Origin of the sequence: Bombilactobacillus mellifer (assembly GCF_000970795.1) — a bacterium.
Taxonomy (GTDB): Bacteria; Bacillota; Bacilli; order Lactobacillales; family Lactobacillaceae; genus Bombilactobacillus; species Bombilactobacillus mellifer.
In genome coordinates this window covers 1103574-1115756 of record NZ_KQ034028.1, presented here as the reverse complement: position 1 = coordinate 1115756, position 12183 = coordinate 1103574, and the positions used below count along the sequence as shown (strand labels likewise).

Annotated in this window: 10 protein-coding genes; 7 read left to right on the top strand and 3 right to left on the bottom strand. The window is 38.0% G+C overall.

The window, feature by feature from the left end; translation table 11 throughout:
* Positions 1-118 precede the first annotated feature (118 nt).
* On the top strand, positions 119-745 hold the full coding sequence (locus JG30_RS05360) for a C40 family peptidase (protein WP_245626295.1): 627 nt from the start codon (positions 119-121) through the stop codon (positions 743-745).
* A 260-nt stretch (positions 746-1005) separates the two neighbouring features.
* On the opposite strand, the gene JG30_RS05355 is transcribed toward JG30_RS05360, so the two are convergent.
* Positions 1006-1479 carry a nucleoside 2-deoxyribosyltransferase gene (locus JG30_RS05355; RefSeq protein WP_046316810.1) on the bottom strand — a complete coding sequence of 158 codons (474 nt, stop codon included), beginning with the start codon at positions 1477-1479 and terminating at the stop codon, positions 1006-1008.
* A 214-nt stretch (positions 1480-1693) separates the two neighbouring features.
* Between JG30_RS05355 and JG30_RS05350 the strand changes: the two genes are divergently transcribed.
* From JG30_RS05350 to JG30_RS05340, 3 genes are read left to right on the top strand one after another with little or no spacing between them, the layout of a single operon-like run.
* Positions 1694-2515 carry a Cof-type HAD-IIB family hydrolase gene (locus tag JG30_RS05350; protein WP_046316809.1) on the top strand — a complete coding sequence of 274 codons (822 nt, stop codon included), beginning with the start codon at positions 1694-1696 and terminating at the stop codon, positions 2513-2515.
* Between the two features lie 53 nt (positions 2516-2568).
* Positions 2569-3291 carry a response regulator transcription factor gene (locus tag JG30_RS05345; RefSeq protein WP_046316808.1) on the top strand — a complete coding sequence of 241 codons (723 nt, stop codon included), beginning with the start codon at positions 2569-2571 and terminating at the stop codon, positions 3289-3291.
* Positions 3288-4778, top strand: coding sequence for a sensor histidine kinase (locus JG30_RS05340; RefSeq protein WP_046316807.1), 1491 nt, complete (start codon positions 3288-3290; stop codon positions 4776-4778). Before JG30_RS05345 ends, JG30_RS05340 begins: the two co-directional genes overlap by 4 nt.
* Before the next feature lie 18 nt (positions 4779-4796).
* Here the strand turns inward: JG30_RS05340 and JG30_RS05335 are convergent, their stop codons facing one another.
* Positions 4797-6932: an LTA synthase family protein gene (locus JG30_RS05335; RefSeq protein ID WP_046316806.1), complete on the bottom strand. Its 2136-nt coding sequence runs from the start codon at positions 6930-6932 to the stop codon at positions 4797-4799.
* 87 nt (positions 6933-7019) lie between these two features.
* On the opposite strand from JG30_RS05335, the gene JG30_RS05330 reads away from it, so the two are divergent.
* The gene (locus JG30_RS05330) at positions 7020-7637 is read left to right on the top strand and encodes a VanZ family protein (RefSeq protein WP_046316805.1); all 618 of its coding nucleotides are present in this window, start codon (positions 7020-7022) and stop codon (positions 7635-7637) included.
* 49 nt (positions 7638-7686) lie between these two features.
* Positions 7687-9027: a glucose-6-phosphate isomerase gene (locus JG30_RS05325; RefSeq protein WP_046316804.1), complete on the top strand. Its 1341-nt coding sequence runs from the start codon at positions 7687-7689 to the stop codon at positions 9025-9027.
* A 132-nt stretch (positions 9028-9159) separates the two neighbouring features.
* Here the strand turns inward: JG30_RS05325 and JG30_RS05320 are convergent, their stop codons facing one another.
* On the bottom strand, positions 9160-10092 hold the full coding sequence (locus JG30_RS05320; protein WP_046316803.1) for a glycosyltransferase family 2 protein: 933 nt from the start codon (positions 10090-10092) through the stop codon (positions 9160-9162).
* 648 nt (positions 10093-10740) lie between these two features.
* Here JG30_RS05320 and JG30_RS05315 point away from each other — a divergent pair.
* On the top strand, positions 10741-12180 hold the full coding sequence (locus JG30_RS05315) for an APC family permease (protein WP_046316802.1): 1440 nt from the start codon (positions 10741-10743) through the stop codon (positions 12178-12180).
* The last annotated feature ends 3 nt before the right edge of the window (positions 12181-12183 follow it).

Below are 12183 nucleotides of genomic sequence, written 5' to 3'. Positions count from 1 at the left end.
AAATACAACCAATAAGCTATTGCCTCTTGCATATTGGGTATGCCGAAGTTATTTCAACTTTTTTTTATAAAATATGATAGAATTATTAAGTGTGGTAGTTCAAAAAGGGGGAAGGTAATTGCTTACTGCAAATCGGTGGTTACCGTTATGTATATTAGGTAGTTTCATGTTAACGAGCAATCCACTGCTGGTACAAGCGGCTCCACTGCAGCAACCGCAGGCTATTGTAGTAGTGCATGATATACCCTTGGAAGATCGGGTACAATCAGAAATAAATGTTAATAAGCAACCGTATGATGATATTATCAAACAAACTGCTGCTCAAACAGCTGCAAAGACTGTTTCACCAACAATACCTGCACCAGTGGAACCGCTACCGACCTCACAGCAGGGACAAGGGCAACAGCTAGTCCAAAAGGCCAGTCAATTTATAGGTACCATGTATGTTTGGGGTGGGAATACCCCTAGCGGTTTTGATTGTTCCGGATTAGTGCAATATAGTGCAGCTCAGGTAGGTTTATTACTGCCCCGCACTTCGCAAGCCCAAAGTACTTGTGGCACCGAGGTCGCTTTAAATAAATTATTGCCAGGTGATCTAGTCTTTTGGGGAACACCAGGACAAGCTACACATGTCGGGATTTATTCTGGTTCTGGTTACTTTATTCACGCTCCACAACCGGGACAGACGGTTACTTTAACAGCAATGACTGCGTACCAGCCTAATTTTGCGCGTCGGATAATATAAATTAAAACTTGGTAAATTGTGATTAAGGGAGTTGAAACATCATTCGCGGCCTGATTGTAGTCTTTTTACTGGGGGTAGTTTGTTTACAATTTTATGATGCTTGGAGAAGAAGGCATCAAATACATGCAACTTTGCAGACCCCCATTCGGCACTTCTTGCATTTGGTCAATGGATTTAATTTTTTAATCGGTTTGCTGGTTTTAGTATTAGCGGTGATAATCCTGAAGTATTAAAAATGCGCCCTTATAAAGGGCGCATTTTTAAAAAGTACTTACAGAGAATAAGTCGAAATCATAATTGTTAAAATCAAAAGTAGCTGCATCACTTAAACGAATATATTGCGTAACGCTCGGAACTAGCATGACGTTAATAGGGACGGTGGAATTATCCGGAATGACTGCAAAAATAGGTTTATGGCAAGCGTAAGCATAGCCAAATTCAAAGGCCATCCCAGTATCAGGTTTTTCTGGTACAAATAAACCGCAAACGAGATCAGCTTTATCAATTCCCGTTAAATCATTGCGAAAAGTTCCCATTTGCCAGAGCGGATCTGCTAAGGCGGCGGGATTATGACTGACATCATAATCACCAAATTGATGTTCTAAAGGTCGAAAAGAATTATCCCAATCTACTGTAGGATTTTGGGCTAGTTGTTGTTGGGCTTGTTGTAAATGTTGTTTTTCTTCTGGTGAAAACCAAGAACATGCAAGGTAAAGAACATTTTGTTTCGGCATCAGATAACTTCCTTTTCTTTTTATTTAGATTATACCGGATTATCAAGCATTGAGGGTGTTGGCTGTGGAAGAAAGTTCCCTAGCAATTAAGAAATTCTGAAAATTGAAAAATCGGGTTCATATTTTGGATGACTCCCAAGAAATTATTTAATTTTAACGCTAATTAATGGTAGAGTAAAATTATTAATTTTAAGTATGTTAGAGGAGTTATTTGATGAAGTATAAATTAATTGCTAGTGATTTGGATGAAACTTTGTTAAATGATCAAAAACACGTAGATGCTAAGACTTGTCAAGCAATTCTACAAGCGCGAAAGCAAGGAGTGATTTTTGTTCCATGTACTGGACGGGGCTTTACTTTAATTCGACGGACTTTACGGGAATTGAATTTATTGAATGCTCAAAACGAGTATGTGATTTCATTTAATGGTAGTGTTGTGACCGAAAATTACCAGGAACAAGTTATTCAACAAGTATTGATGAATTACGATACCATTAATACGCTGTTTGAGATAGGAATACGCAATCATTTAGCAATGCATGTTTATACGTTACGGGATGTTTTTGTTTATAATATGAATGCTGACGAAAACGACTATTTAAGCCGATTAGGCTTTCAATATCATACTTTAGCCCAGCCGTCGATTAGTCTCCTGCAAGATCAACCTATGGAAAAAATTCTGTATATGAATAAAGATCGTGCCGAATTAGATGATGTCCGCTCTCAAATTCCGAGTGATTTGCTAGCGCAATTAACAGTCACGTATTCTTCTAATCGCTATATGGAATTTAACCCGCTTGGTATCAATAAGGGCCAAGGTTTATTACAATTGTTGCAACATTTACACATTAAGCCGGAGGAAACCATTGCCATTGGTGATAGCTTTAATGATATTGAAATGTTGAAAGTAGCTGGTTTGGGGGTTGCAGTGAAAAATGCGGTACCGGAGGTCAAGGATGTCGCTAACTATGTAACTAATAATGATTACAATCACGATGCAGTAGCGGAAGTGATTAAAAAATTTGTTTTAGACTAGTGGATAAGTTGGGGGTATTGAACAAATAATTCTAATCATAATGGGGAATAAAGATGAAATTATTAATGATTGAAGACAATAAATCAGTTTCTGAAATGATGTCAATGTTTTTTGAAAAAGAAAACTGGGAGGTAACTTTTGCCTATGATGGCAACGAAGCGATTGAATTGTTTCAACAAGATCCTGCTTCCTGGAATGTGATTACTTTAGATTTAAATTTACCGGGCAAAGATGGGATGGAAGTAGCTAAAGAAATTCGAACGGCATCGCCAACGGTTCCTATTATTATGTTGACCGCTCGTGATTCGGAAAGCGATCAAGTTTTGGGCTTAGAATATGCCGATGAATATGTGACCAAACCCTTCAGTCCCATTACTTTAATTGCACGAATTAAAGCCTTATATCGTCATGAAAAAAATCTCGGTCAAAAGGATACCTCAGCGGGAACGCAAAATAAAGAATTTGACGTTCAAACGAGTACATTTAAATTAAGTAGTAGTACTCGTGAAGCCTTTTTATTAGATCGAGCCATTCCGGATTTGACGCCTAAAGAATTTGATTTATTGAAAACATTAGCCGCCAAACCAAAACAGGTTTTTTCGCGGGAACAGCTTTTGCAACATGTCTGGGGGTACGATTATTTTGGTGATGAACGCACTGTCGATGCCCATATTAAGAAATTGCGTCAAAAAGTAGAAAAAGTAGGACCACAAGTAATCCAAACTGTTTGGGGTGTGGGTTACAAGTTCGATGATTCTGATGTTCAAGTCTCATGAAACTTATTTATCAATATATGATGGCCTTTTTGGTGGTGGTTGTTACTTGTTTAAGTGTTATTTCCGTGGCCATCTACCGTTATTCCGAAAATATGGCGTATCAACAAACCTGGGAACAATTGGAAGGTTATTCTGACAACTTACAAAAGATGGCCTTAAAAAGTAATCCTCAAACGGGGCAAATGAATAATATTACCTTTGGGACTTTTAACGATTTACAACAAGTTCTGGCTGATCAAAAAGTCACCTTTATGATGTTTGATAATCAAGGGCAGGAATCTTATCCCGTACCACAACGTTCTAATAATCATAAGCCTTTATTAGAAAAAAAGCTGTGGCGCTCTTTAAAAGCGGGAAATGTGATCCGTGAACGTAATAGTGGCGAAGATCAGCAATTTCATTTGTTTAAAAAGCACCCCATGACCTATATTATTAAGCCTTGGTTTGATGATAATAATAATTTAGTGGCTGTTTTATATGTTGGTTCGGAGGTTTCTACGATCCGGACAAATATGAATACTATGCGGCGTAATTTACTGTTGGCCTTTTTCGTATCCACAGTGATCGCTATTATTATGAGTTGGTTTTTGGCTAATTGGCAAGTTCGGCGTATTGAACGGCTACAGCAAGCCACACGGCAAGTAGCTAATGGTAATTTTGCCGTGCAAATTCATCAGGAAGGCAATGATGAGTTGGACGATTTAGCGGCAGATTTTAACGAAATGACGCAATCCTTGCAAGCCTCACAAGTCGAAATTGAACGTCAAGAGCAACGGCGTAAAGAATTTATGGCTAATGCGTCACATGAGATGCGAACACCGTTGACTACGATTAATGGCCTATTAGAGGGTTTGGCCTATGACGCCATTCCGGAAAAGTCACGTCAACATAGTATTGAATTGATGCGTAATGAGACGAAGCGGTTAATTCGGCTAGTGAATGATAATTTAGATTACGAAAAAATTCGGACCAATCAAATCAGTTTGTATCAGCGCAATTTTAATGCTTATAAGCCTTTAACTGATGTTGTGACGCAATTACAACAAAAAGCACAGGATGCAGGCGATCAGCTGTCTTTAAAGGCTCCTGAAGAATTGCCTATTTATGCCGATTATGATCGGTTTATTCAAATTATTGTCAATATCACCCAAAATGCCATTCAATTTACTAATCAGGGACAAATTACCATTACGGGAGAGCGTAATGCTCAACAGACAGCCACCATAATTGCTATTAAAGATAATGGCATAGGAATGACGGCTGAACAAGTCCAAAATATCTGGGAACGCTATTATAAAGCTGATCCTTCCCGCAAAAGTACGAAGTATGGTGAATCGGGATTAGGTTTGGCGATTGTGCATCAGCTCATGGAACAGCATCATGATCAAATTACCGTCGAAAGTAAACTCCATGAAGGAACAACTTTTACTTTGACCTTTTTTGATGAAGCTGTCTTAACTAAAAAAACTACTAATCGTCAGTCATAAGATTAGTAGTTTTTATTTTTATTTTTTATTTCCGGCTGTAGCTGCTGGGACCTCGTAGATAAAGTCTGCATTATCCTGCAGTTCCGGGGCAGTGGTTTTATAAAGATTAGTTGTAGTTTTATTGTTGTTGCGTGAATATAGACTAGTAGATTTACCACCTAATTCATCCCGGATTTGTAATAACTGCTGGAATTGGTTTTGGTAATTATAATTTTTAGGATTGACGGGAGTAAAATGAGGTGGTGTATAAAAACGTAATAAATTAGTTTTGTTGACCAGATCGGATAATTCTAATTCCTGATTCTTTTGCTGTGCCACTTGAGTTAACTGCTTTTGGACTTGCGGTTTAGGATTAGTTAACACTTCGCCAGTACTGTTTTGATAAATAGTTAAATGATTATTACTATTCAGAACAGAATATTTGGGAGTTATAAAATTTCGATTCCGAAAAATAACATTAGGGTCATGCTGAGGTGAGAGTAAATCTGTTCCTAGATAAATATAGTTTTTAGTGTTTATGCCCAATAAATGCATGATGGTAGGTAAGACGTCAATTTCGCCGCCATATTGTTTTTGAATGCCGCCTTTTAAATTAGGCATATGAATCATAAAGGGAACGCGCTGTAATTGGAGATGATCAAAGGTGGTCCAAGTATTAGGATCACGATCTAGCAAAGGCGCTAACGCTTTTTCATCACCTTCATTCAGACCAAAATGATCACCATACAGAATCACAATAGAATTATTGTACAAGCCACTGGCTTTCAAATAATCAAAGAATTCTTTCACGGCGGCATCTAAATAATGCGCCGTACTAAAATAATTGTTGACCATCGTATTGTTGGTCTCGGGTTTGGGGAAGTCATCTAAATCATTAGCCGCTAGTTGATAGGGATTATGATTAGTTACTGTTAAAAATTTGGTATAGAACGGTTGTTGCAGTTGTTCAAGATATTTAATACTTTCCGCAAATAATATTTTATCTTTACTGCCCCAGTACGTATTGCTATCAGCAGTTTGATGAAAATATTTTTGATCAAAAAAGTAATTATAGCCCATGTTTTTATAAACAGTATCACGACTCCAAAATGAACCGATATTTCCATGAAACACGGCGCTGGTATAACCTTGTTGCTGTTCTAAAATGGCCGGTGCGGCTTGGAAAGTATTGTTAGTGCCTAGATTGGTAAAAAAGGAACCTTCAGGTAAACCAAATAAACTAGTTTCCAGCATTGTTTCTGCATCGCTAGTCTTGCCTTGGCCAACTTCATGAAAGAAATTTTCAAAAGCTAAAGTATTACTATCATGATATAAACTATTTAAAAAAGGAGTTACTTCTTGATCTTTGACTTTACTATCAATTAAAAATTGTTGAAAACTTTCTAAATGAAGGATAATTACATTTTTGCCTTTGGCGACGCCGTAAAATTGGGGATTCGGCGCTGCATAGTGTTGATGAACATAGTCGAGCACCGGATCCATATTAGTGCCTTGCGCATTGGATCGTAGATTATTACTTTGAGCAGTTTTGATACCATCGTAAGCGAGAAAGGAATTCAGACCTAAATATTTCACAATATAAGTCCGATCAAAGGTACGTACTAGTAATTGGGGACGATTAAGTTCTGCCAAAAAAATATTGGCAGCAATGCCCATAATGGCTAAACTAGTAATACCCAGAGCCCAAAGGCGATTAAAAGGTTTTTGAGCTAGGGGTATTTTTTTACAGCCGAATAAACCCACTAGGATGATCAGATCCAGCCAATAAATGACATCATGAGGGCTGGTCATCGCAATCGCGCTGCTGCCCAAGCCCTTAGCGACCTTACCTACATCAATAATAGTGCTGATGCTGATAAAATCATTAAATTCGCGATAATAGAGGATATTACTATAAAGCAATATGGTTTCTAGTAAATACAGTACGCTACTCACCAAATACATCGAGGTTGTTTTTTTGAAATAGAGTGCAATACTCAAAATTAACAAACTGGAAGCCAGGGGATTGAGCACCATTAAAATATGCTGCATGGGATCCACGGCTCCCATATTAAAATCACAATAATAGGCGATTACGGTCTTGAGCCAGATTAAAAGGACCAAGAAAGTGATCCAGCCTAGGCGTTGACTTAAAAAACGTTTCAGTTTTGACATCTTACAATCTTTCACTCCAAATTTTACAAGCTCCAGTACGCTTAATTCTACCATTTTATTATGAAGGGAAAAGTCAAAAGTAAATTTATGATCTTTTTAAATCCTCTTTACCAGCAAGTATATACAACTTGGGCCGGACGAATAAATCATTTTCCTTTAATTCGGTTAATTTTTTTAAGTTTAGATAAAACCATTTTTTATTTTTTAATTTGGATACTCCTAAGGTTTACATGGCGCCGCTTACGCAAAATTGGTTTTTCCGGTAAGCGGGAACTTACTTTGGGCCTTTTTGTGATTTACTTATTATTATTATTCACTTTGACCGTTTTTCGGGAAGGTTATTTTCCCTGGGATTTTCAAATTCATTGGCAACGTCCACTCAGTGTGATTAATTTTAATCCTTTGATCGAAACTGTGAAATTATTGCATGGCCGGTCACTTTTAGATTTCTTTTATAATTCTATAGGTAATTTAGTGTGGTTCATTCCCTGGGGAATCTTGTTTCCGCTAGTTCAAAAAAAGCAGGTGCACTTTTCGCAGACTTTTATTAGTGGGCTCTTATTGTCTCTTGTGATTGAAACTTTACAATTTTTTCTCATTACAGGGGTTACGGATATTGACGATGTAATCTTCAATACTTTGGGAGCAATGATCGGGTATGTAATTTTACGCTTCATTATGCGGATTAGAGACTATCATTTTTAAATTTTTTGGTTTAGAATCATTGGGTAATGTATATTTTTAGGAGGCAATTATGGCACATATCAAATTTGATTCATCAAAGTTAACAGCTTTTGTGAATGATCATGAATTGGCTGAAATTCAACCCATGGTCCAGGCTGCTGATCAAGAATTACGCCAAAAAACTGGTGCTGGACATGATTTTTTAGGCTTTGTAGATTTACCTGTGAATTACGATCAGGCTGAATTTGCACGCATTAAACAAGCTGCTGCCAAAATTCAACAAGATTCGGCAGTGTTTGTTTGCATTGGCATTGGTGGTTCTTATTTAGGAGCACGTGCTGCCATTGATTTCTTGAGTAGCAGTTTTTATAACATTCACAATGAACGGCAAGTTCCGGAAGTTTACTTTTGCGGCAATTCCATTAGTCCAAACTACCTCGCAGATTTGCTAGCAGTGATTGGGGAGCGGGACTTTAGTATTAATATTATTTCTAAATCGGGTACTACCACTGAACCGTCGATTGCCTTCCGCGTTTTGAAGGCCAAGTTAGTAGAAAAATATGGTGCCGAAGCAGCTAAAAAACGGATCTATGCCACAACCGATCGAGCTAAAGGCGCGCTTAAAAGTGAAGCTGATGCTGAAGGATACGAAGAATTTGTTGTGCCGGATGATATTGGCGGGCGCTTTTCAGTTTTATCCGCTGTCGGTTTGTTACCAATCGCAGTCGCAGGTATTGATGTGGATCAATTAATGCAAGGCGCTGCCGATGCGCGAAGTGCTTATGCTCAAGCTGATGTACAGCAAAATGATGCTTATCGCTATGCAGCTTTGCGTAACATTTTATATCGCAAGGGTTATACCATTGAATTATTAGAGAATTACGAGCCCAATTTGCAGTATTTTGGTGAATGGTGGAAACAATTAGCTGGCGAGTCAGAAGGTAAAGATCAAAAGGGAATTTTCCCGGCGTCGGCTAATTTTTCCACGGATTTACATTCGTTGGGACAATACATTCAAGAAGGCCGGCGGATGTTAATGGAAACTGTTTTAATGATCGATCAACCGCGGCATGATGTAGAAATTCCGCAAGAAGCCGACAATCTAGATGGTTTGCAGTATCTGGAAGGAAAAACCATGGATTATGTTAATAAACGGGCTTATGAAGGCGTAGTTTTAGCACATACTGATGGCGGAGTTCCCGTAATGAGTTTACATTTGCCGCAACAAGACGCTTATACTTTGGGTTATACAATTTATTTCTTTGAAATTGCCATTGGCGTTTCCGGTTACTTAAATGGTGTCAATCCCTTTAATCAACCGGGAGTTGAAGCTTACAAGAAGAATATGTTTGCTTTGTTAGGCAAGCCTGGATTTGAAAAATTAGGTCAAGAACTGAACCAACGGCTATAATCTTTTCTCACTTCCAAAACACAAGAATATGTTTTAACTGTAGCGGTTGTGTTTTTGTTCGTAAGAGGGCAAACCATTTTAGGACAGTAAAAAAGACAGGGACTAATATTTCCTGTCTTTTTTTATAATTAATCATTTTTTTTCACGAATAATATATAAAGGGCGGTGTTTAACTTCCAGAAAAATTTTACCAATATAGTTACCAATAATTCCCAAGAAAAACAATTGTAAGCCACCTAAAAATAAAACTATTGAAATAGTTGAAGCCCAGCCGCGAGTAGGATTGCCATACATTAACGATCGAATAACGATAAATAAGAGCCCAATAAAAGCGACCATCATCACAAACAACCCTAACCAAACGGCGATAATTAAGGGCACTGTAGAAAAATCGGTAATACCATCCATCGAATACTTGAATAAACTCCAAAAATTCCAGCTCGTTTGCCCTGCAACCCGCTCTACATTTTGGTAAGGTAAATACTTGGTCTTAAAGCCCACCCAAGCAAAAATACCCTTTGAAAATCGGTTATATTCACTCATTTCTAAAATAGCGTCCACCATATTGCGGCGCATCAGGCGAAAATCACGGGCCCCTGGGACAATTTGGGTTTGTGAAATTTTATTAATTATTTTATAAAATAAATTGGAAAAAAAAGAACGTATCGGTGGTTCACCACTGCGATCAGAGCGCATAGTGCCAATACAATCATAGTCTGTCGTTTCTAACAAATGTAGCATTTGCACCAGCATTTCAGGTGGATCTTGCAAATCGGCATCCATAATTGTGACTAATTCACCATCGGCATTCTGTAAACCAGCATAGATACCAGCTTCTTTACCAAATTGCCGTGAAAAAGAAATATAATGTGATTCGACTTGGGTTTTTTGATTTAATTGGCGCAGTTTAGTTAATGTTTGATCTGTAGAACCATCGTTAATAAATAAAATAGAGGGGTGATACTGAGGTAATTTTTGAAATATCGAGTAAATCGCTTGATAAAACAGTTCTACAGTTTCTTCTTCATTGTAACAAGGTACAATAATACTTACTTTCACGGTCATAATTGCTTTTAGTCCTTATCTTTAATAATTTCATTGTAAACTTTTAAGTGAGATTTTTGAACGTTTACTTTTCAATAATAGAAGGACAACAAGGAAATGACAAGTAGTTCAACCTTCAGTGCGAGATAGCCTTCAAAGTCCGTAGCCAGTTCTCAATATTCAAATTGACAAACGTAAATAATTCCACAAAATTGCAGAAGCCTAACTCTGATAGTTGACAGCAAGATAACTGAATCCAAGCAGCCAAAAGCTAAAAAATAGTTTTCCCTGATAATGCTTGAATACAGTTGATTTGTTGTTGATCAACTTTTGTCGATTTAATTTAAACAAACTGATTGAAAAAAACATAATTTGGGAATTCCATTTCAGCGATAGAACTTGTGGTGAAGAATGATTGAAAGGCTTTTTTGTCGCATGAACCCTTGCAATAAACTGAATTTTTTATCTAGGGAAGCCGCTGATTGTTTAGTTATGCTTATTCAAACTCAGCTTCTACTTAATGACTTTTTTTTGGGCAGAGGTAGAAGAAAAAAACGGGAATCAGTTGACTTTTATGAAAAAGTATTGGAAAATACTAACCAATTTCTAATAGTGAAATGGATACACCAGTTTCACTGTTAAATATATAGTGAATGAGAGGGTTTTTCAATGGCGAGTTTTACAGAACGAATGCTTCGCAAAGAAGATCCTAGTGTTTATGAAATTAAAGATGGACACTTGGAACGTACATTAAGGGTGCGTGATTTTATTGCTTTGGGAGTAGGGACGATTGTGTCCACGGCTATTTTTACATTGCCGGGGACGGTGGCAGCACAACATGCTGGGCCGGCCGTCGTCTTGTCGTTTTTGGGAGCCGCTGTTGTGGCAGGATTGGTCGCATTCGCCTATGCGGAAATGGCTTCTGCGATGCCGTTTGCAGGTTCTGCTTATTCCTGGATTAATGTCATTTTTGGAGAATTTTTTGGTTGGATTGCCGGTTGGGCTTTGCTCGCGGAATACTTCATCGCTGTCGCTTTTGTCGGGTCAGGGTTATCTGCGAACTTTCGGGGCTTAATCGAACCTTTGGGATTAGTTTTACCGAAATCATTAGCTAATCCTTTGGGGACCAATGGCGGTGTGATTGATTTAGTCTCTCTGGTAGTGATTTTGATGGTGGCTTTTTTACTTTCACGGGGAGTTAGTGAAGCTGCGCGAGTAGAAAATATTTTAGTTGTAGCTAAAGTTTTGGCAGTTTTGCTCTTTATTGTTGTTGGTTTAACAGCAATTCACCCACGTAATTATGTACCATTCATCCCTAAGTATCATTTAAATCCGGATGGTAGTGCATTTGGTGGCTGGCAGGGAATTTATGCCGGTGTTTCAATGATTTTTTTATCTTACATTGGTTTTGACTCGATTGCAGCTAATTCTGCTGAAGCCAAAGATCCCAGTAAAACCATGCCTCGGGGCATTTTGGGCTCTTTAGCAATTGCGGTTGTTTTATTCGTAGCTGTGGCAGCCGTACTCGTAGGAATGTTTCATTATCCGGTTTACGCAAATAATGCCGAACCAGTGGGTTGGGCTTTACGCCAAAGTGGCCATGGCGTGATCGCGGCAGTGATCCAAGCTATTGCTTGTATCGGAATGTTCACCGCCTTGATCGGAATGATGATGGCCGGATCACGTTTGATTTATTCATTTGGTCGTGATGGTTTATTACCGCAATGGTTAGGACAGTTAAATCAAAACAAATTACCTAATCATGCTTTATTAGCTATTACCATAGTAGCGGTAATTATCGGATCTTTATTTCCATTTGCCTTTTTAAATCAATTAATTTCTGCGGGAACTTTAATAGCTTTTATGTTTGTTTCGATAGGCATTTATGGCTTAAGAAAACGTGAAGGCCAAGATATTAAAGACCCCGATTTTAAAATGCCGTTTTACCCAGTGATGCCCGCTTTAGCGTTTTTAGGAGCCTTAATCGTATTTGGCGGTTTAAGTAATGATGCCAAGATTTACGCTGCAGGCTGGTTTGTATTTGGGCTGATTATCTACTTTGCTTATGGGATGCAGCATTCTTATTTAAATGATAATAAAAAGGATTGAGAT